The 20,242-nt window shown below is 66.3% G+C and carries 15 protein-coding genes and 1 pseudogene; 5 read left to right on the forward strand and 11 right to left on the reverse strand.

Going from position 1 to position 20,242, the window contains the following annotated elements:
- The 10 genes and pseudogenes from ACP696_RS12585 to ACP696_RS12630 form a co-directional block, all read right to left on the reverse strand.
- Positions 1 to 206: pseudogene (locus tag ACP696_RS12585) on the reverse strand (hypothetical protein); the annotation flags it as partial.
- Positions 146 to 2,815 carry a methionine synthase gene (gene metH / locus ACP696_RS12590; RefSeq protein WP_426043857.1) on the reverse strand — a complete coding sequence of 890 codons (2,670 nt, stop codon included), beginning with the start codon at positions 2,813 to 2,815 and terminating at the stop codon, positions 146 to 148. The gene metH and the pseudogene ACP696_RS12585, both read right to left, overlap by 61 nt.
- Positions 2,812 to 3,210 (reverse strand): DUF4259 domain-containing protein, encoded by a 399-nt coding sequence (locus ACP696_RS12595; RefSeq protein ID WP_426043858.1) that lies wholly within the window; start codon positions 3,208 to 3,210, stop codon positions 2,812 to 2,814. The genes metH and ACP696_RS12595 overlap by 4 nt, the downstream gene beginning before the upstream one ends.
- 2 nt (positions 3,211 to 3,212) lie before the next feature.
- Positions 3,213 to 4,211, reverse strand: a complete 999-nt coding sequence (locus tag ACP696_RS12600) for a D-alanine--D-alanine ligase family protein (protein ID WP_426029793.1) — start codon at positions 4,209 to 4,211, stop codon at positions 3,213 to 3,215.
- Between the two features lie 108 nt (positions 4,212 to 4,319).
- Positions 4,320 to 5,405 (reverse strand): homocysteine S-methyltransferase family protein, encoded by a 1,086-nt coding sequence (locus ACP696_RS12605; protein ID WP_426043894.1) that lies wholly within the window; start codon positions 5,403 to 5,405, stop codon positions 4,320 to 4,322.
- Between the two features lie 5 nt (positions 5,406 to 5,410).
- Positions 5,411 to 6,370 carry a methylenetetrahydrofolate reductase [NAD(P)H] gene (metF, locus tag ACP696_RS12610; protein WP_426043859.1) on the reverse strand — a complete coding sequence of 320 codons (960 nt, stop codon included), beginning with the start codon at positions 6,368 to 6,370 and terminating at the stop codon, positions 5,411 to 5,413.
- Positions 6,367 to 7,344, reverse strand: a complete 978-nt coding sequence (locus ACP696_RS12615) for an ArsR/SmtB family transcription factor (RefSeq protein WP_426029792.1) — start codon at positions 7,342 to 7,344, stop codon at positions 6,367 to 6,369. The genes metF and ACP696_RS12615 overlap by 4 nt, the downstream gene beginning before the upstream one ends.
- 62 nt (positions 7,345 to 7,406) lie before the next feature.
- Positions 7,407 to 7,772, reverse strand: coding sequence for a VOC family protein (locus tag ACP696_RS12620; protein WP_426043860.1), 366 nt, complete (start codon positions 7,770 to 7,772; stop codon positions 7,407 to 7,409).
- A 133-nt stretch (positions 7,773 to 7,905) separates the two neighbouring features.
- Positions 7,906 to 8,865, reverse strand: coding sequence for a 2-hydroxyacid dehydrogenase (locus ACP696_RS12625; RefSeq protein ID WP_426013524.1), 960 nt, complete (start codon positions 8,863 to 8,865; stop codon positions 7,906 to 7,908).
- 107 nt (positions 8,866 to 8,972) lie between these two features.
- Positions 8,973 to 9,548 carry a type 1 glutamine amidotransferase domain-containing protein gene (locus ACP696_RS12630; protein WP_426029789.1) on the reverse strand — a complete coding sequence of 192 codons (576 nt, stop codon included), beginning with the start codon at positions 9,546 to 9,548 and terminating at the stop codon, positions 8,973 to 8,975.
- 161 nt (positions 9,549 to 9,709) lie between these two features.
- On the opposite strand from ACP696_RS12630, the gene ACP696_RS12635 reads away from it, so the two are divergent.
- Positions 9,710 to 10,135, forward strand: a complete 426-nt coding sequence (locus ACP696_RS12635; RefSeq protein WP_426043861.1) for a hypothetical protein — start codon at positions 9,710 to 9,712, stop codon at positions 10,133 to 10,135.
- Between the two features lie 172 nt (positions 10,136 to 10,307).
- Here ACP696_RS12635 and ettA read toward each other — a convergent pair whose 3' ends face one another.
- Positions 10,308 to 11,975 (reverse strand): energy-dependent translational throttle protein EttA, encoded by a 1,668-nt coding sequence (gene ettA / locus ACP696_RS12640; protein ID WP_426013529.1) that lies wholly within the window; start codon positions 11,973 to 11,975, stop codon positions 10,308 to 10,310.
- 223 nt (positions 11,976 to 12,198) lie between these two features.
- Here ettA and ACP696_RS12645 point away from each other — a divergent pair, with 223 nt between their 5' ends.
- From ACP696_RS12645 to ACP696_RS12660, 4 genes are all read left to right on the forward strand, one after another.
- Positions 12,199 to 14,571 carry a TonB-dependent receptor gene (locus ACP696_RS12645; RefSeq protein WP_426043862.1) on the forward strand — a complete coding sequence of 791 codons (2,373 nt, stop codon included), beginning with the start codon at positions 12,199 to 12,201 and terminating at the stop codon, positions 14,569 to 14,571.
- Positions 14,572 to 14,714: 143 nt separating this feature from the next.
- Complete coding sequence (locus ACP696_RS12650) at positions 14,715 to 16,943, forward strand: DPP IV N-terminal domain-containing protein (protein ID WP_426013532.1); 2,229 nt, start codon at positions 14,715 to 14,717, stop codon at positions 16,941 to 16,943.
- 818 nt (positions 16,944 to 17,761) lie between these two features.
- Complete coding sequence (locus ACP696_RS12655) at positions 17,762 to 18,544, forward strand: acyl-CoA thioesterase (protein WP_426013534.1); 783 nt, start codon at positions 17,762 to 17,764, stop codon at positions 18,542 to 18,544.
- Positions 18,545 to 18,807: 263 nt separating this feature from the next.
- Positions 18,808 to 20,241, forward strand: coding sequence for an amidase (locus ACP696_RS12660; RefSeq protein ID WP_426013795.1), 1,434 nt, complete (start codon positions 18,808 to 18,810; stop codon positions 20,239 to 20,241).
- Position 20,242 lies beyond the last annotated feature (1 nt).

A 20,242-nucleotide genomic window follows, 5' to 3' on the forward strand; every position in this document is an offset into this window, starting at 1 on the left:
TCGCCCAGCGTCGTCACCGAAACGGCCTGGACGATGCCGCCGACCGGGGCGGTCAGGGTCTGCAGGCCGCGCTTCTGCTGGGCCTTGCGCAGGGCGTCGCCCCGGGTGGCGGCCAGGCCTTCGGCCTCGGCCCGTTCCTGGGCGGCTAAGCCGCCTCCCCCCGCGCCTTGGCGCCGGGGTCGTAGTTGAGGATCGGCGACAGCCACTTCTCCGCATAGGCCAGGTCCCAGCCCTTGCGGCGGGCATAGTCCTCGACCTGGTCGAGATCGACCTTGCCGACGCCGAAATAGTGGCTCTGCGGGTGGCTGAAATAGAAGCCCGACACCGCCGCCCCGGGGCTCATGGCGTAGCTCTCGGTCAGGATCATGCCGGTGGCGGCCTCCGCGTCCAGCAGCTTGAACAGCGTGCCCTTTTCGGTGTGGTCGGGCTGGGCCGGATAGCCGGGGGCCGGGCGGATGCCCTGGTATTTTTCGGCGATCATCACGTCGGTGTCGCGGGCCTCATTGGCGGCGTAGCCCCACAGCTCGACGCGGGCCTGGTAGTGCAGCCACTCGGCGAAGGCCTCCGCCAGGCGGTCGGCCAGGGCGCTGGCCATGATGGCGCTGTAGTCGTCGCCGGCGTCCTTGAAGCGCTTGACGATCTCGTCCTCGCCATGGCCGGCGGTGACGGCGAAGCCGCCGACATAGTCTGGGCCGTGCCCGATCGGCGCGACGAAGTCAGCCAGGGCGGCGTTCATCTTGCCGGCGCCCTTGTCCATCTGCTGGCGCAGGGTGAACAGGCGCGACAGCTCGGTCTTGCGACTTTCGTCAGTGTACAGAACGATGTCGTCGCCGTCGGCCTGGGCCGGCCAGAAGCCGATCACGCCCTTGGCCCCGAACCACTTTTCGGCGACCACCTTGTCGAGCATTTCGCGGGCTTCGCGATAGAGGTCGGTGGCGGCCACGCCGACCACGTCGTCCTCCAGGATCTGTGGGAAGCGGCCGATCAGCTCCCAGCTGGCGAAGAACGGCGACCAGTCGATGAACGGGACCAGCTCGGCCAGCGACGGCTCGAAGGTCCGCACGCCGATAAAGCTGGGCTTGGGCGGCTGGTAGCCGGCCCACTCGATCTCGAACTTCTTCTTGCGGGCATCGGCGATGCTGGTGCGCGCCTTGTTGCTCTGCCCCCGCGCATATTGCTCGCGGATGCGGACATACTCAGTGCGCGTCTCGGCCTGCAGGCGGTCGCGCTCGCTGAGCGACAGCAGGCCCGAGACCACGCCCACCGCCCGGCTGGCGTCCAGCACATAGGTGGTCGAGCCCTTAGAATAGGCCGGCTCAATCTTGACCGCCGTGTGAGTGCGGCTGGTTGTGGCGCCGCCGATCAGCAGCGGCATGGTGAAGCCCTGGCGCTCCATCTCGGCGGCCACGAACACCATCTCGTCCAGCGACGGGGTGATCAGACCCGACAGCCCGATCATGTCGACGTTGTGCTTCTTGGCCTCTTCCAAGATGCGGTCGGCCGGGACCATCACGCCCAGGTCGATGACCTCGTAATTGTTACACTGCAGCACCACGCCAACGATGTTCTTGCCGATGTCGTGGACGTCGCCCTTTACCGTGGCCATCAGGATGCGGCCGGCCTGGACGCGCGGCTTGCCGGCCTTCTCGGCCTCCATGAACGGCTCCAGCCAGGCCACGGCCTGCTTCATGACGCGGGCCGACTTGACCACCTGCGGCAGGAACATCTTGCCCGAGCCGAACAGGTCGCCGACCACGTTCATGCCGTCCATCAGATGGCCTTCGATGACGTGTAGCGGTCGCTCGACCGACAGGCGCGCCTCCTCGGTGTCCGCCTCGATGAATTCGGTGATGCCGTTGACCAGGGCGTGGGTGATGCGTTCGTTGACCGTGCCCTTGCGCCATTCGAGATTGGCGGTCTGGACCTGGCTCTTGTCGCCCTTGTACTTGGGGGCCAAGTCGACCAGCCGCTCGGTGTTGGTGACGTTGGTGCGCTGCGGGCGGTTGAGGATCACGTCCTCGACGGCCTCGCGCAGTTCGGCGTCCAGCGCATCATAGACCGGCAGGTCGCCGGCGTTGACGATGCCCATGTCCATGCCCGCCGCGATGGCGTGGTACAGGAACACCGAGTGGATGGCCCGTCGCACCGGCTCGTTGCCACGGAAGCTGAACGAGACGTTCGACACCCCGCCGCTGATGCGGGCGTAGGGACAGCGCTTCTTGATCTCTCGCGTGCCCTCGATGAAGTCGACGGCGTAGTTGTCGTGCTCCTCGATGCCCGTCGCCACGGCGAAGATGTTGGGGTCGAAGATGATGTCTTCGGCCGGGAAGCCCACCTTGTCGACCAGGATGCGATAGGCCTTCTCGCAGATCTCGATCTTACGGGCGGCGGTGTCGGCCTGGCCCTGCTCGTCGAAGGCCATGACCACCACGGCCGCACCGTAGCGCAGGCATAGCTTCGCCTGTTCGATGAACTTGGCTTCCCCCTCCTTCATCGAGATCGAATTGACGATCGCCTTGCCCTGGACGCACTTCAGGCCGGCCTCGATCACCTCCCACTTGGAGCTGTCGATCATCACCGGCACCCGCGCGATGTCGGGCTCGGCCGCCATCAGGTTCAAATAGGTGATCATCGCCTGCTTGGAGTCGAGCAGGCCCTCGTCCATGTTGACGTCGATGACCTGGGCCCCGGCCTCGACCTGCTGGCGGGCCACCGACAGGGCGGCCGGATAGTCGCCGTCGATGACCAGCTTCTTGAACTTGGCCGAGCCAGTAACGTTGGTGCGCTCACCGATATTGACGAAGACAGGTCTCATTTCGCGGCACTCAAGGTCGTTTGCAGGGCGGCGATCTGGGTGAGCCACGCGTCGTGATCCTCCCCCTCCTGCCACAGTTCGTCGAGTTCAGAGGCCGGACCGACGACGCGCGCCAGGGCCGAGCGCGCCAGGGCGACCGCGCCGTCCGGAGCCGCGCCCAGCGCCGTCTTCAGGTCGCGGTGGCTGTCGGGCAGGATGGTGACGTCGCCGATCGATGCGGCGACGATCGCCGCGGCTGCCACGGCGATCTCGCCCTCGGGGGCTTCCAGATAGCCGGCCGTCTTCGTCACATGGTCCAGCATCTGGACGACCGTGCGCCAGTCCGGCGCCTCGGCCAGGTCGCCGACGAAATCCATCGCCTCGTCATTGTCGAACAGTCCGCTCGCCCAGGCCATGCTCAAACCGCCTCGGTCTTGGCGCGGGCCGTCGCCAAGGTGATCTGGCCGGCCAGGAAGTCGGTGAAGGCGATCCCCTGGGCTTTCAGCGACTTGGGATAGAGGGACGCTGCGGTCATGCCTGGCAGGGTGTTGATCTCCAGGAAGATCGGGCCGTTCGGCGTGACGATGAAGTCGCTGCGCGAATAGCCGCCGGCCCCCACGGTTTCGTGGGCCTTGAGAGCGCAAGTCTGGATGGCGGCGATGATCTCCGAGGGGAAGGTGGCGGGGCAGATCTCACGGGTCGCCGCCGCTAGATATTTGGCGGCGTAGTCGAAGGCTCCGTCGGCGGGATGGATCTCGACCGGCGGCAGAGCGATCAGCGAACCGTCGGCCTGTTCGAGCACGCCGCAGGTGGCCTCCAACCCAGCCACGAAGGGTTCGATGACATAGGCTGCCGAGCCGGCGGCCTCTTCGAGGGTTTCCAGATCGGCGGGACCGTTGACAAAGATCAGGCCGTAGCTGGAGCCATCGGCCACCGGCTTGGCGACCAGCTTACCGTACTTGGCCAGCGCCGCTTCGGCGTCGGCCAGTTCGACCGTCGAAGGCGCATCGACGCCGGCCTGAGCCACGGCGACCTTGGTCGCGATCTTGTCGAAAGCCAGGCGGCTGGACTTGGAGTCCGAACCGGTAAACGCCACGCGCCGCGCCTCGCACAGGGCGGCCAGGTCGCCGTTCTCGGCCTCGCCGCCGTGCATGCCCAGCACCAGAACGCGGTCCTCGGCCTTGGCCTTGTCGAGCGCCGCCTCGATGCCGCCAATCGACGCCCCTTCGGTGGGCAGGTCCAGCTCGAACGGCCGCTGATGGGCCTGAAGCACCGCGTCGCTGGCGACATAGACCTTGTCGTCCGGGGCCCAGAACCACAGGTCGGCGCCTGGCAAGGCCGTGGCCAAGGCCTTGGCGCTGGCTACCGAGACGAGACGCTCGCGGCTCATGCCGCCGAAGAGAATGGTGGTGCGCATCGTGAAATCTCTAAAGCATTTCAAGCCAAGCGGCGTTCGGTTCGCGTGAAGAAAATGCGTGGAAACAATGATCGAGAGGCCTGATCCGATGCGATCGGATCGGAGCCCCTAGGCCAGCTCGAACGGCTCAAGCCCCGCCAGGCGCATGGCCTTCGGGCGCTCGGGGATCGCGCGGGGCTTCACGCCGCGCACCTCGTCGGCCACATGCTTGATGTGGTCCGGCGTGGTGCCGCAGCAGCCGCCCAGGATGTTGACGATGCCGTCCTTGGCCCACTCGTGCAGTTGGTGGCCGGTCTGGTGCGGCTCCTCGTCATATTCGCCCATGGCGTTGGGCAGGCCAGCATTGGGATAGGCCGCGACCAGGGTGTCGGCGATGCGAGCCATCTCGGCGATGTGCGGCCGCATCAGGTCGGCGCCCAGGGCGCAGTTGAAGCCCACGGCGAACGGCTTGCAGTGCTTGATCGAGTTCCAGAAGGCTTCCGCCGTCTGGCCTGACAGGGTTCGGCCCGAGCGGTCGGTAATGGTGCCGCTAATCCAGATCGGCAGCTCCTCATAGCCCTCGTCGACCAGGTCCATGATCGCCTTGATCGCGGCCTTGCAGTTCAGCGTGTCGGTGATGGTCTCGATCAGGAACAGGTCCACCCCGCCGTCGTGCAGCGCCGCCACCTGCTCGCGATAGGCCTGGTAGACCTGGTCGAATGTGACCTTGCGCGCGCCGGGATCGTTCACGTCCGACGACATCGACAGCATGACGTTGAGCGGCCCCATCGAGCCGGCCACGAAGCGCGGTTTTTCCGGCTCCCTGGCCAGCCACTCGTCGGCCACGGCGCGGGCGATGCGCGCGCCGTCGTAATTGATGTCGCGCACCACGTCGGCCCCGAGGCGATAGTCGGCCTGGGCGATGGTGGTGCCGGAAAACGTATTGGTCTCGGAGATGTCGGCGCCGGCCGCGAAATACTGGTGATGCAGGTCGGCGACGATGTCGGGCCGTGTCAGGCAGAGGATGTCGTTATTGCCCTTCATCTGGCCGTCATAGTCGGCGAAGCGCTCGGCGCGGTAGTCGGCCTCGCTCAGCTTGCGCTTCTGGAACATCACGCCCCACGAGCCGTCGAGGATCAAGATCCGTTCCTTGGCGGCGGCCCTCAGGGCCGCGACGCGGCCTGTTCTTGTCGAAAGATCCGGGCGGGTGGTCAGATCGGTCACGCGGCGGCCTCCGAAGGCGCCGGGACGGTCTCGCGGACGCCCAGCACGCGGCAGATGGCGTAGACGAGGTCGGCCCGGTTGAGGGTGTAGAAGTGGAAGTCCGAAAAGCCCTGCTCTTGCAGCTTGGCGCACATCTCGGCGGCCACCGAACAGGCCAGCAGGCGACGGGTGTCGACGTCGTCGTCCAGGCCGTCGAAGAGATTGGCCAGCCAGCCAGGCACAGCCGTGCCGCAGGCCCTGGACATCTTCACCAGGCCCTTGAAGTTGGTCACCGGCATGATGCCCGGCACGATCGGGATGGTGATGCCGGCGGAGCGGACCTTGTCGACGAACCGCAGGAAGGCGTCGGTGTCAAAAAAGAACTGGCTGATGCCCAGCGTGGCCCCGGCGTCGATTTTGGCCTTCAGCACCTCGATGTCGTGCCCGATCGACGGACTTTCAGGATGCTTTTCCGGATAGACCCCGACCAGCACATTAAACGGCGCGACGGCCTTCAAGGCCGAGGTCAGCTCGGTGGCGTTCTTGTAGCCGTCTTCGCGGGGCACATAGACGCCGCCGATGCCGCCCTCGCCGGGGGGCGGGTCGCCGCGCAGCGACACCACGTGGCGTACGCCGGTCTCCCAATATTCGCGGATCACCTCATCGACCTCGGCGCGGCTGGCGCCGACGCAAGTCAGGTGGGCGGCGGGCTTGAGGCTGGTCTCTTCGAGGATGCGCTTGACCGTGCGGTGGGTGCGCTCGCGGGTCGAGCCGCCGGCCCCATAGGTCACCGAGACGAAGGCCGGATCCAGCGGAGCCAGCCGATTGATCGCCGCCCACAGGTTCTCCTCCATTTGCTCGGTCTTCGGCGGGAAGAACTCGAACGAGACGCGCGGGCGGTCGGTGCGTTCGCCGGCGCGGGCGACCGGGCCAAGGACGCGGGGGTCGAGCACACGGGGGTCGAGCGGGGTCGTCATGCGGCGCTTCTTTCGGCGGTCTTGATAGCGGGACGGCGAGCCGTCCAGATCTTGACGGTGAGCCCTTCGTTGCTGGTCGGCGGCAGGGCGATGTTGCTGTCGAGCACCAGGCCCGCAGCCTCGACCCAGGCGGTGATCTCGCCGTCGGCGAAGCCCAGGCGGCGATGCTGGTGCGCCTCACGCAGGAACTCGTGATCATGCGGCGCGAAATCGGCGATCAACAGCAGGCCGCCGTCGGCCACCAGTCGGGCGGCCTCAGCCACGGCCGCAGCCGGGTCGCCGAGATAGTGCAGCACCTGGTGAACGGTCACCAGATCGGCGCAACCGCCCGGCAGGCCGGTGGCGAAGATGTCGCCATGTCGCAATTCGCACTGGACCAGGCCTGCCTTGGCCACCTCGTCGCGGGCGATGTTGAGCATCTGTTGTGAAAGATCCAAACCCAAAGCCGTGCCCGCCCGACGGCCCAGCAGGGTCAGCATGCGACCCGCGCCGGCCCCCAGGTCGACCATCTCATCGAAGGGCCCCTCACCGGCCGCCTGCAGGATAGCGGCCTCGACCTCGGCTTCATCGACATAGAGCGAGCGAATCTCGTTCCAGCGCGCGGCGTTGCGGGCGAAATAGGCCTGGGCGCCGGCGGCGCGTTCGGTCCGCACCCGGGCCAGCTTCTCGCCGTCAGCGCGCGCGGCCGGATCTGCGGCGTCAATCAGGTCCAGCGCCTGGGCAATCAGGGCCCGGCCCGGCGATTTGGCGGCCAGACGGTAGAAGACCCAGGCGCCGTCGGGAAAGCGTTCGACGAGCCCGGCCTCGGCCAGCAGCTTCAGATGGCGTGATACGCGGGGTTGGCTCTGATCGAGGATTCGGCACAGCTCCAGCACCGACAGTTCCTCATGGGCCAGTAGCGCCAGCACGCGCAGACGGGTCGATTCCCCGGCCGCGCGCAGCAGATCCACAACCTTTTCGGATGACGCCTTCATGGGGATATAAAGATATCTTTATGTCCCATTTTGCAAGTGGATTTTGTTGCGCCGCCTCGGCTTCAGGCCTCCTCAGGCGCCGGTTGCCAGAGTTCGATCTTCACCCCAGCAGGGTCGATCAACCAGGCAAAACGGCCCAGATCCTCGTCCTGTCGACCCGTCGGCTCAACCCCTTCGGCTGCGGCCCTCGCCAGCACGCCGTCCAGGTCATCGACGATGAAATTGATCATGAACGAAGCGTCCGACGGCTCAAAATAGCCAGTGTCGGCGGCGAATGGCGCCCAACTCACGGCGCCGGTTTTCGGGTGGTTGAAGGTGGCGCCCCAGTCGTGGACTTCGAAGCCCAGCACGCGGGCGTACCAGGCGCGAACCGCGGCCGGATCCTCCGCCTTGAAGAACAACCCACCCAGTCCCAACACCTTCGCCATGCTAGCCCTCTCGCGCCCGATCGGCGGCCCCGAGGTCTTGCGCCCCAAGATCCCGGGCCCAAGCTTCCGACCAAGTCAGCAAAGGCGCAAGAGCCTCGATCAGTTCGACGCCCTTTGCTGCGCCGTTCCCCGCCTAAACCTCGACCGGCGAGGCCAGACCTTCGCCCTTGAAGAACCGCCGCAGGTTCTCCAGAGTCAGCCCGACCATGGCGGGGATGCTGTCGAGGGTCGCGCCAGCCGTGTGGGGAGTCAGCACGGTGTGCGGCACGCCGGCCCAACGCGCGGCCGGGGTCGGTTCGTGATCAAACACGTCCAGCCCCGCCATGCCCAACCGGCCGTCCTTGAGCGCCGCGATCAGGGCGTCCTCGTCGACCAGCGAGCCCCGAGCCACATTGACCAGCAGGCCCTGGGGCCCGAGCGCCTCGATCACCGCCTGGTCGATCATGTGGCGGTTGCTGGCGTCGGGCCGGGCGCAGACCACCAGGATGTCACTGTCGCGGGCCAGGTCCAGCAGGCTCGCGGCGCGCGGCCGGTCGGTGTCCTTGGGCCGGGGCGCCCACCACGAAATCTTGAGCTCGAAGGCTTCCAGCCGGCGGGCGACCGCCTCGCCGATATGGCCCAGGCCGACGATCCCGGCCTTGCGGCCGCGCAGGCCATGGCGGGGGCTCATCCGCTCCATGTTGGTCCAGTGGCCGGTGCGAAGCCGCGTGTCGCCCTCGACGACGCCCCGCCAGGCGGCCAGCACCAGACCCACCGCGTGATCGGCGACATCACCAGCATTGAGGCCCGTCGAATGGCTGACCGCGATGCCATGCGACTTGCACCACGGCACGTCGATCCCGTCATAGCCGACGCTGACGCAAGCGATCAGACCCAGCTTGGGCATTTCCGACAGCAGGTCCTTGGTCAGCACCATCTCGCCCGCATGGACGATGGCCCTCACCTCTCGTCCCGGCCCCTCCAGGAACGCCAGCCGATCGGGATAGTCCCACAGGCGGTGCACCTCGTAGGCACCCTCCAGCATCGACTGCAGCGGCGTCAGCATCTCGTGCGAGATTAGGATGTGGGGCTTGTCGGCGGGCGTTTGCGGCATGCGCTTCCTCCATCCCGGGATGGAGCCCGAGATAGAGCCGCCGGAACGCGACGCAAACTACTCCAGTTGCAACCGCGCGCCACCCAGAACCGCAGGGAGATAACTGCCTAGCTGTGTAGTCCCTTGGCGAATTCCTCAATCATCTTGGCGCAGAAGGCCGGCAGGTCGTCGGGCTTGCGCGAGGTGACCAGCCCCTGGTCGACCACCACGTCGCGATCCACCCAAAAGGCCCCGGCGTTGCGGAGGTCCATCTCCAGCGATGGCCAGGAGGTCATCTGCTTGCCCTCGACGCCGCCGGCGTTGATCAGCGTCCAAGGGCCATGGCAGATCGCCGCGATCGGCTTGCCGCTGGTCACGAAGTGCTTGATGAAGGCGATGGCCTCCGGCTCGATCCGCAACGCGTCGGGGTTGATCACACCGCCCGGCAGGACGAGGGCGTCGTATCCTGCGGGGTCGGCGCTGGCCAGGCCGCGATCGACCGGCACGACGTGACCCTTGTCCTGATGTTCCCAGCCCTGGATTTCGCCGGCCTTCGGCGAGACGATCTCGACGGTGGCGCCCGCCGCCTTCAAGGCCTCGACTGGCGTATCCAGCTCCGACTGCTCGAAACCGTCGGTGGCCAAGACGGCGACCTTGCGGCCGATGAGCGAGGGCGGACGACCGGTCAGGGGTGGGTTGGACATGGGCGACTCCTGCGAACAATGCGCCATCCAAACTCGACCAACGACGTGGGGGTTCCCGGCCCCCACCCAAGTCACGCAAGGTTAAGCTGTGAACTCCCTGTCTTGCCACGGGTTTTGTCCGTGGCGCCGCCCCGACGCCTGAAGATCCTGGAGGAATTCCCATGATGATCAGAACGCTCGCCGCCGGCGCCGCGCTGGCCATGGTCTTGTCTGGCGCCGCTTCGGCCGCGCCGCAGGCCAAGGCTTCGGCCGCAGCCGCCGCACCCAAGCAGCCGATCCCCTATTCGCAGTTGGACGCCTATATGAAGGCCTCGCCCAAGGTCCGGGCCAGCAAGGACTGGTGGAGCGGCTCGGCCTCGACCGGCATGTCGAGCGACACCTCGGCGACCATGCCCGCAGCCCCGGCCATGACCGGCGCCTCGATGGGCTCGCCGGCCGGTAGCATGCCGTCCACGACCATGCCTTCCGACAGCACGAGCAGCATGCCAGCTACACCGCCGACCATGCCAGAATCCACTGGCCCCGAGCCCGGCTCGAACCTTCCCGGCTCAAGCTCCACGCCGGGCACGATGACCGAACCAAAGTAGATTCAGAAACGATGACAGGGCGGCCCTGGCGGCCGCCCTGTCGCGGAGTCCGGAAAAAAGTCGGCGCGTTAGAGCATTTTTCGAGCGAAGTGGTTCCGGTTCTCGTGAAGAAAAATGCGTCAAAACAGAAGATTAGAGCTGACGGTCTGACGCAGTCAGGTCGGGAAATTCTCTAGCGCGCGAATTTCTGGAACTTAATGCGCTTGGGGATCAGGCTGTCGGCGCCCAAGCGGCGCTTCTTGTCTTCCTCATACATCTCGAAGTTACCCTCAAACCACTCGACGTGGCTGTCGCCCTCGAAGGCCAGGATATGGGTGGCCAGGCGGTCCAGGAACCAGCGATCGTGGGAGATGACCACGGCGCAGCCGGCGAACTCCTCCAGGGCCTCTTCCAGGGCCTGCAAGGTTTCGATGTCCAGGTCGTTGGTCGGTTCGTCGAGCAGCAGAAGATTGCCGCCGGTGGCCAGGGTCTTGGCCAGGTGGACGCGGTTGCGCTCACCGCCCGACAGCAGGCCGACCTTCTTTTGTTGGTCCGCGCCCTTGAAGTTGAAGCTGCCCACGTAAGCGCGGCTGTTAATCTCGCGCTTTCCGACGATCATGATGTCGGTGCCGCCGCTGATCTCTTCCCAGATGGTCTTGTTGGCGTCGAGCGCATCGCGCGACTGGTCGACGTACGAAAGCTTGACGGTGTCGCCGACCTTGACCGTGCCGCCGTCCGGCTGTTCGCGGCCGGTGATCAGCTTGAACAGCGTCGACTTGCCGGCGCCGTTGGGGCCGATGACCCCGACGATGCCGTTCGGCGGCAGGCGGAACGACAGGTCCTTGAACAGCACCTTGTCGCCATATTCCTTTTCCAGATTCTCGACTTCCAGCACCAGATTGCCCAAGCGCGGGCCAGGCGGGATCTGGATGTGGGCGTGGGTCTGGGCCAGACGGGCGTTGTCCTGGGCGGCGACCATCTCATCATAGCTTGCCAGACGGGCCTTGGACTTGGCCTGACGGGCCTTGGGGCTGGAACGCACCCACTCAAGTTCGCGGGTCAGGGCGCGCTGGCGGCTGTCGGACTCCGACTGCTCCTGCACGACACGCTTGGTCTTCTGCTCCAGCCAGCCGGAGTAATTTCCCTCGTACGGCACGCCCTTGCCGCGATCGAGCTCGAGCGTCCACTTGGTGACCTGATCCAGGAAGTAGCGATCGTGGGTGACCAGGATCACACAGCCCGGGAAGTTTTCCAGGTGGTGCTGCAGCCAGGCCACCGACTCGGCGTCCAGGTGGTTGGTGGGTTCGTCCAGCAGCATGATGTCGGGCTTGCTGAGCAGCAGGCGCGCCAGGGCGATGCGGCGCTTTTCACCGCCCGACAGGTCTTCGATGCTGGCGTCGTTGGGCGGGCAGCGCAGGGCGTTGATGGCCATCTCGACCTTGGAGTCGATGTCCCACAGGTCGCGGGCGTCGATGATCTCCTGGAGCTTGGTCATCTCCTCCATCAGCTCGTCGGAATAGTCCTCGCCGAGCCGGTTTGCGATCTCGTTGTACTTGTCGAAGATCAGCTTGTCCTCGCAGTCGGCGATGACATTGCCCCAGACGTCCTTGGTCGGATCCAGCACCGGCTCCTGCGGCAGGTAGCCGCGCCGGATGCCCTCGGCGGCCTTGGCCTCGCCCGAAAACTGGTCGTCAAGGCCAGCCATGATCTTCAGCAGGGTCGACTTGCCCGAGCCGTTGACGCCCACGACGCCGATCTTGGCGTCGGAATAGAACGACAGCCAGATGTTCTCGAAGATCTTCTTGCCACCGGGGAAGGCCTTGGTGAGGCCCTGCATCTGGAAAATATATTGCTGAGCCATGGGGGGCGTCGGCCTCTTGCGTATCGGATCGGGGGGTCGGGCGCTCAGATAGCCCCCGGGGCGGGATTGCGCAATGTCGGCGGTCGTGGCGGAGCGTCACGGCGGCGTCGCGCCGCCGTCGGAAACCCGACACGAAAGCGTCAAAGGACTGTCGCGCAGCGCTGTTACCCGAGGTTCCTAAGCCGGCGCCGCTCTCCCTGAGCGCCGGCGTGGGGATCCAATTATGAGACAACACCTGATGCTGGGCGCCGCCGCCTGCGCGCTGTTGCTGGCCGCGCCCGCCCTCGCCGCCGAGACCGTCTCCGCCGCCACGCCAGCGCCCGGCGCCGACGCTCCGGCCGACGCCAACGAAGTCGACGCCGTCGTCGTGTTGGGCCAAGGTCAGAGCCGGCAGGTCCAGACCCTCAAGACTGAGCAATTGCTGCTCGAAGCCGCCGGCAGCAGCCCGCTGAAGGCGATCGACAAGCTTCCGGGCGTGACCTTCCAGTCGGCCGACGCCTTCGGCGCCTATGAGTGGTCGACCCGCATCTCGATCCGCGGCTTCAACCAGAACCAGCTGGGCTTCACCCTGGACGGCGTGCCGCTAGGCGACATGAGCTACGGCAACCACAACGGCCTACACATCAGCCGCGCCATCGCCAGCGAGGACATCGGGCGGGTTGAACTGGCGCAGGGCGCCGGCGCGCTGGGCACCGCCTCGACCTCGAACCTGGGCGGTACGCTGCAGTTCTTCTCGCGCGATCCCTCCGAAGCCTTCGGCGCCCAGATCAACGCTACAGCGGGTTCGGAAAGCATGTACCGGCTGTTCGGCCGCGTCGACAGTGGCGCCATCGCCGGTCTGGGCGGCCTGCGCGGCTATCTGTCGATCGCCGACCAGAACACCGACAAGTGGAAGGGCGGCGGCGAGCAGAAGCAGCGCCAATATGACCTCAAGGTCGTTTTGCCGATCGGCGAGGGCGACTTGACCGCCTTCTACAATCGCTCGGAGCGCCGCGAGCAAGACTACCAAGACCTGTCGTTCGACATGATCAAGCGCTTGGGCCGCGACTGGGACAATTTCCAGCCCAACTGGGCGGCGGCGGTGTCCACGGCGGCTGCCTATCTGAACCCCGCGAACTACACCGCCGGCGCGGCCCGGCTGGACGGCAACGGCTGCTACACGGGCACGGGGACGAATCCCTATCCGGCGCCGGTCAAGTGCGTTGACGACTCCTATTACGCCGGGGCCGGCATCCGCGACGATGACCTCTACGGCCTGGGACTGAACCTGCCGATCACCGACAAGGTCCGCCTCACCGCCACCGCCTATGGTCACACCAACCAGGGTCAGGGCCTGTGGTACACGCCGTATGTGCCCAGCCCCGGCTTCGGAACTGCGGGTTCGACGGCCGCCCCCCTATCGATCCGCTCCACTGAGTACGATATCGACCGCAAGGGCCTGATCGCCGAACTAGCCGTCGATCTGGGCGCCCACATCGTCAGCGGCGGGTTCTGGACCGAGCAGAACGACTTCAACCAGGCACGCCGCTTCTACGCCGAGACCGCCGCGGCGCCTTCGCGCGACGCGCTGGACTTCCAGTCCAACCCGTTCTTCACCCAGTGGCAGTACAGTTTCGACACCAAGACCACGACGGCCCATATCGAAGACACCTGGACCGCGACGGATGATCTGAAGGTCAATTTCGGCTTCAAGGCCATCAAGGTCGAGAACGGCGTCAAGACCGTGGTCGGCTCTCCCCTGTCGGGCAAGATCGAGTCCAAGGACAGCTTCCTGCCGCAGTTCGGCGCGGTCTACGATCTGAAAAACGGCGGAGAGCTGTTTGCCGGCTATACGGAGAACATGGGCGCCTATGTCTCGGCGGCCACGTCCGGTCCGTTCGCCTCGCAAAGCCAGGCTCGGGTCGACTACATCGCCAAAACCTTGAACCCGGAAAGCTCCAAGACCATCGAACTGGGCGCCCGCTACCACAACGAGCGCTTTCAGGGCGTGGCGGCCTTCTATCACGTCGCCTTCGATGATCGCCTGCTGGCCTTGGCTCAAGGCGCGACGATCCAAGGCAACGCGCCGGTGCTGTCGAACGTCGGTTCGGTCGAGACCAAGGGCTTGGAACTGGCTGGAACCTATCGCCTGTCTGACGCCTGGTCGCTGTACGGCGCCTACTCCTATAACGACTCGAAGTACGAGGACGACGTCGTCGCCGCAGACGGCACGATCAAGGCCAGAACAAAGGACAAGACCGTCGTCAACACGCCCAAGAACATCTTCAAGGGCGAAGTGTCGTTCGAGCAAAGCGGCTTCTACGGCAAGCTAGGCGTCGCCTATACCGACAAGCGCTACTACACCTACGAAAACATCGGTGGTCAGGCGCCTTCAACCACCGTGGCGGACCTGACGGTCGGCTATCGGTTTCCTGATGACAATGTCTGGACCAAGGGTCTGGAAATCCAGGCCAACATCACCAACCTGACCGACAAGGACTATATCTCCACCATTGGTTCGGGCGGTTTCGCCAATAATGACGCCGCCGGCACGGCTCAGACGGTGCTGACGGCGCCGCCGCGCCAAGGGTTCGTGACGGTGAAGAAGGCCTTCTAGTCGTTCATCGCCCGAAATGAGCGAAGGGCCGGGAGCGATCCCGGCCCTTTTTCGTGCGGCGAACACTTGCCCTGCTAGGTGGGCGGACAGACGCTAACTTTCCCTGCTGACAACCGCCCCACGCACCTCTAGCGTCCCACGCCATGATCAGACCCTCGCTCCTGGCCATCACGGCCGCCCTCGCCCTCTCCTCGCCGGTCCTGGCGCAAAACCTCACCCCCGAACGCGTTTTCGCCGATCCGGCCCTGTCGGGCCCCACCGCCAAGGGCGTAGCCCTGTCGCCGGACGGCAAGCGCGTCACCTATCTGAAGGGCAAGGCTGACGCGGCCAATGTCCAGGACCTGTGGGCGGCCGACGTGGCGGGCGGCGAGCCCTATCGCCTGATCGACTCGGCGGCCCTGTCCTCGGGCGCCAAGGCGCTGTCGGAAGCCGAGCTGGCCCGCCGCGAACGGGCCCGCGTCTCGGCCCGCGGCATCGTCGAATATAGCTGGGACAGCCAGGGCCGCTTCATCCTCGTGCCGCTGGACGGCGACCTCTATCTGGACAGCGTCGCAAACGGCAAGGTCAGCCGGCTGACCGAGACCCCCGGCGACGAAGTCGACGCCAAGGTCTCGCCCAAGGGCGGTTTCGTCTCCTATGTCCGCGACCAGAACCTCTACATCAAGCCGATCACCGGCGGCGCCGAGAAGGCCTTGACCGCTGGCGGCAAGGACGCTCTGTCGTTCGGCGTGGCCGAGTTCGTCGCTCAGGAGGAAATGGACCGTTTCACCGGCTACTGGTGGAACCCCAACGAAACGAGCATCGCCTATACCCGCGTCGATGAGAGCGGCGTCGATGTCGTGCCGCGCGCCGACATCGGTCCGGGCGGCGCCACGGTGGTCGAGCAGCGCTATCCGCGCGCCGGCCGTCCCAACGCCGTGGTCGACCTGTTCGTCCAGGACATGGCTTCGGGCAAGACCATCCAAATCGACCTGGGTTCGAACAAGGACATCTATCTGGCCCGAGTCGACTGGTCGGCCGACGGCAAGACTCTCTATGTCCAGCGCCAGGCCCGCGATCAGAAGACGCTCGAGCTGATCGCCTATGACCCCGCGACGGGCGTGGGCAAGACGATCCTGACCGAGACCGACGCCCACTGGCTGGAGCTGAACGACGATTTCAAGCCGTTGAAAGACGGAAGCTTCCTGTGGTCGTCGGAGAAGTCTGGCTACAAGCACCTCTATCACCACGCCGCCACCGGCAAGTTGATCGCCCAGGTCACCAAGGGCGACTGGCCCATGGCCGACCTGGAAGGCGTCGACGAGGCCCGCAAGGTGGCGATCTTCAGCGCCTCGATCGAGACGCCGCTGGAGCGCCGCATCTACGAAGTCTCCTACGGGAAGCCCCCCAGCGGAAAGAATGGCGCGCCCAAACCCCTGACCTCGGCCGGCGGCTGGTGGAGCGCCAAGGTCGCCCCCAACGGCGCCTTCGCCGGCAGCTATAGCGACATCAAGACCCCGCCCCAGACCGCGCTCTACGCGCCCGACGGCCAGCGCGTGCGCTGGATCGAGGAAAACAGGCTGGCCGAGGGCCATCCCTACTGGCCCTATGCCGCGACCCTGCCGGTTCCGGAATACGGCGTGCTGAAGGCCGCCGACGGCGAGGTGCTGCACTACGAAATCCTCAAGCCGATCGGCTTCGATCCGGCGAAGAAATACCCGGCCATCGTTTCGGTCTATGGCGGCCCACACGCCCAGACGGTGAACAAGGGTTGGCAGAGCGTGCGCGAGCGGCCCTATCTCGAAGACGGCTACGTCATCTTCAAGCTGGACAACCGCGGCAGCACCAACCGCTCCGCCAAGTTCAAGCGGGCGCTGGACCGCCGCATGGGGACGGTGGAGGTCGACGACCAGTTGGTGGGGGCCAAGTTCCTGCAGACCCTGGCCTATGTCGACGCCGGGAATCTGGGTGTCATGGGCTGGTCATACGGCGGGTTCATGACCCTGATGCTGATGACGGCGCCCGACACCCCGTTCAAGGCCGGCGCGGCTGGCGCCCCGCCCACGGCCTGGGGCCTGTACGACACCCACTATACCGAGCAGTTCATGGGCAAGCCGGACGAGAACAAGGACGGCTATGCCAAGTCCGACGCGCTCAATCGCCTGAAGAACCTCAAGCCCAACAGCTTGCTGCTGCTGCATGGCATGGCCGATGACAACGTGATCTTCGAGAACAGCACCCGCCTGATCGCGGCCCTGCAGAAGAACGCCACGCCGTTCGAGATGATGCTCTATCCCGGCGAGCGCCACAGCGCCCCCGGCAGCCGTACCAAGGGCCTGCACGTGCTGAAGACCCACCTGGACTTCTTCGATCGCCAGTTGAAGGGGAAGTAGTCGCCAAAAGAACATATCCTTCCCTCCCCTCGCGGGAGGGTGGCCCCGAAGGGGTCGGGTGGGGGGAGCTGGCCGCATGGAGCGCCGGGCGCCGGAGCCCCACCCGTCGGCTTCGCCGCCACCCTCCCCATAAGGGGAGGGACAAGAAACAAATCCATGCTCCCGTCTCCCGCCGTGTTTCCCAAGCAAAATCAACGCCTGAAAAAGACTTATCCTCCGTGACTCCCGGCGCCCGTATCCTTCTCTCACCTCGTCGCGAGGAAAGGGCGCATGGCCAGCGACCGATGCGGCGGCGGGGGGCGATCGAGCGGGACTGGGCTGAAGGGGGTTACTTCAGCGTGTCCGGGGACTCCCATCGTTGGGGAGCCCGCCCGCCGTCGGCGTCAGCTGGGGAATCGGCGTGCGTGTCTTCTGGATCCGCGTCCCCCGGCGCCGGCCCTCGTCGGAAACGGCGAACCGGTCATCCGGCTAGGCCTTAACAGGGCCGCCTACCGGACGCGGACGGATAACGATGGCGCGGAGCGATCGGCTTCGTCGAAACGGTATACACTAGAAAACACTCCGGACGATGTCCGGCGCTCCGCGACCCTTTCCACCTCTTCAGCGGCCGTCCGCGTGAAGTCCTCCCCCCGTGGCGGAGATGTCGGCGAAGCCGACGGAGGGGGGCGTGATCGGACGCCGGCCAGTCCCGCGATCTTCGATCTGAAAACTCCCCCACCGGTCGCTGCGCGACCCCCTCCCCCACGGGGGGAGGACTGTCCGTTTGACTTCCGTAGCGAAAGAAGACGAACCTTGGCCGCGAACCAAAAGGACCCGCCGTGACCATCTATACCGACCTGATCGCCGCCCTCGCCCCGACCGACACCGGCTTCACCGCCCAGGTCACCCCCGACTGGCAGCAGGGCCGCACCACCTATGGCGGGCTGTCGGCGGCGCTGTGCCTGGAGGCGGCGTTGAAGGCCGCGCCGGACGCTCCGCCCCTGCGTTCGGGCCAGTTCGCCTTCGTCGGACCGGCGGCGGGCGAGTTGGCGATCAGCACGCAAGTGCTGCGGCGCGGCAAGTCGACCCTGTTCATGGGCGTCGACCTGTTCGGCGAGCAGGGCCTGGCCACCCGCGCCATCCTGACCTTCGGCGCGGCGCGGGACTCGCGGCTGAGCCATCTCGATCTGCCCATGCCAGCCGCCGCGCCGCTGGCCGACGCTCCGGACTTCTTCCCCAGCGGGGCAGGTCCCAACTTCACCCAGCAATTCGAGTTCAGGCTGGCGGGCGGCACGCGGATCGGCACGCCCGGCGCGCCGGATTTCCTGGTCTGGATCCGCCACAAGGACCCCGCCGCCCGGTCGCTGGCCGCCCTGGTCGCTTTGGCCGACGCCCTGCCCCCGCCGGCCATCACGCTCTTTCCCGAACGCGCCCCGATCTCGACCATGACCTGGTCGCTGGACGTGCTGGCCGAGCCCTCGGCGGACGACGACGGCTGGCGCCTGATGAAAAGCCGGGCGGACACGGTGCTGGACGGCTACTCCGCCCAGGACATGGCGGTCTGGGACGCGGCCGGAACGCCATTGATCGTTGCGCGCCAGTCCGTGGCGGTGTTCATCTGATTCCCCACACTCCGTTCCTCCCGGCGAAAGCCGGGATGAACGGAATTAAGGGACAGAATTGAGTGGGAGACCGCGTGATCCGAAAGAGCTTGTTGATTGGCGCCGCGACCGTCTGCGTTGTGGCCTTACCGTGCCAGCCGGCGCTGGCGGATCCGGCGAAGGCCAAGGTCGCGTCCAAGGCCCCTCAGGTCGAGGAGGTCATCACCGCCTATCGCCCCCAAGGCCCGCCGCCGGCCAGCCAACTCTGGGCGGTCCCTGAGTTAATGACCTCCGAAGCGGCAACCGCGCAGCGCCTGGGCTGGATCCGATCGCTCAACCCGAAGCTCCACGCCGTGATCGCCCTGAACCCCCACGCCCTGGCCGACGCCCGGGCGCTGGACGCCGAGCGCAAGGCCGGCAAGGTCCGGGGGCCGCTGCACGGCGTGCCGATCCTGCTGAAGGACAACATCGAAACCGCCGACGAAATGCCTACCACCGCCGGTTCCTTGGCGCTGAAGGACAACGTCAACGGCCGCGACGCCCCGCTGGTCAAGCGCTTGCGTGACGCCGGCATGGTGATCCTGGGCAAGACCAACCTGTCGGAATGGGCCAATATCCGCTCCGACCATTCGATCAGCGGTTGGAGCGCGGTGGGCGGTACGGTGCGCAACCCCTATGTGCTGGACCGCAGCGCCTGCGGCTCGTCCAGCGGTTCAGGCGCCGCGGTGGCGGCCGGCCTGGCCCCGGCGGCGATCGGCACCGAGACCGACGGCTCGATCACCTGCCCCGCCGCTATCAACGGCCTGGTCGGCCTGAAACCCACCGTCGGCCTGGTGTCGCGCACCCACATCGTGCCGATCAGCCACAGCCAGGACACCGCCGGCCCGATGACCCGCACGGTCATGGACGCGGCCCTGATCCTCACCGCCATCGCCGGCTCCGACCCCGCCGACGTGGCGACAAAGGAGGCCGACGCCCACAAGACCGACTACGCCAAGGGCCTGGACAAGGACGCGCTGAAGGGCGTGACCCTGGCTGTCGCCCGGTTCTATACCGGCTCCTCGCCGGGCACCGACGCGGTATTCGAACAGGCCTTGAAGGACCTCAAGGCCCAGGGCGCGACCCTGGTCGAGGTCAAGGATTTCGACGAGGCCCCGATCGGCAAGGCCGAGGGCGTGGTGCTCTATACCGAGCTGAAGGTCGATCTGAACGCCTACCTGGCCTCGACCGATCCGACCAAGGTCAAGACCCGCACCCTGGCCGACCTGATCGCCTTCAACGCCGCCACCCCCAAGGAGATGGAGTGGTTCGGCCAGGAAACCTTCGAGAAGGCTCAGGCCACCAAGGGCTATGACGATCCTGAATACAAGAAGGCCCTGGCAGACTCCAAGCGCATGGCCGGTCCCGAGGGCATCGACAAGATCTTGAAGGACACCGGCGCCATCGCCATCGTCGCCCCGACCACCGGTCCGGCCTGGACCATCGACCCGCTGAACGGCGACCATTATGGCGGCTCGTCCACCACCCTGCCCGCCGTGGCCGGCTATCCGCACCTGACCGTGCCGATGGGCGCGGTCGGCGGCCTGCCGGTGGGGCTGAGCTTCATCGGCCCGGCCTGGAGCGAGGCGCGATTGCTGGGACTGGGCTACGCCTACGAACAGGCGACCCACCGCCGGATCGAACCGAAGTTCCTGCCGACCGTGGCGCCGGAGAAATAAG

It is taken from the genome of Caulobacter sp. DWR3-1-2 (assembly GCF_049896225.1).
In the GTDB taxonomy this organism is placed as follows: domain Bacteria; phylum Pseudomonadota; class Alphaproteobacteria; order Caulobacterales; family Caulobacteraceae; genus Caulobacter.

Coding starts and splice junctions, on each gene's coding strand:
- ACP696_RS12660 (WP_426013795.1), top strand. CDS start 18,808: ATGACCTCCGAAGCGGCAACCGCGCAGCGCCTGGGCTGGATCCGATCG.
- metF (WP_426043859.1), bottom strand. CDS start 6,370: ATGACGACCCCGCTCGACCCCCGTGTGCTCGACCCCCGCGTCCTTGGC.
- ACP696_RS12620 (WP_426043860.1), bottom strand. CDS start 7,772: ATGGCGAAGGTGTTGGGACTGGGTGGGTTGTTCTTCAAGGCGGAGGAT.
- metH (WP_426043857.1), bottom strand. CDS start 2,815: ATGAGACCTGTCTTCGTCAATATCGGTGAGCGCACCAACGTTACTGGC.
- ACP696_RS12600 (WP_426029793.1), bottom strand. CDS start 4,211: ATGCGCACCACCATTCTCTTCGGCGGCATGAGCCGCGAGCGTCTCGTC.
- ACP696_RS12650 (WP_426013532.1), top strand. CDS start 14,715: ATGATCAGACCCTCGCTCCTGGCCATCACGGCCGCCCTCGCCCTCTCC.
- ACP696_RS12595 (WP_426043858.1), bottom strand. CDS start 3,210: ATGGCCTGGGCGAGCGGACTGTTCGACAATGACGAGGCGATGGATTTC.
- ACP696_RS12645 (WP_426043862.1), top strand. CDS start 12,199: ATGAGACAACACCTGATGCTGGGCGCCGCCGCCTGCGCGCTGTTGCTG.
- ACP696_RS12615 (WP_426029792.1), bottom strand. CDS start 7,344: ATGAAGGCGTCATCCGAAAAGGTTGTGGATCTGCTGCGCGCGGCCGGG.
- ACP696_RS12635 (WP_426043861.1), top strand. CDS start 9,710: ATGATGATCAGAACGCTCGCCGCCGGCGCCGCGCTGGCCATGGTCTTG.
- ACP696_RS12630 (WP_426029789.1), bottom strand. CDS start 9,548: ATGTCCAACCCACCCCTGACCGGTCGTCCGCCCTCGCTCATCGGCCGC.
- ACP696_RS12625 (WP_426013524.1), bottom strand. CDS start 8,865: ATGCCGCAAACGCCCGCCGACAAGCCCCACATCCTAATCTCGCACGAG.
- ettA (WP_426013529.1), bottom strand. CDS start 11,975: ATGGCTCAGCAATATATTTTCCAGATGCAGGGCCTCACCAAGGCCTTC.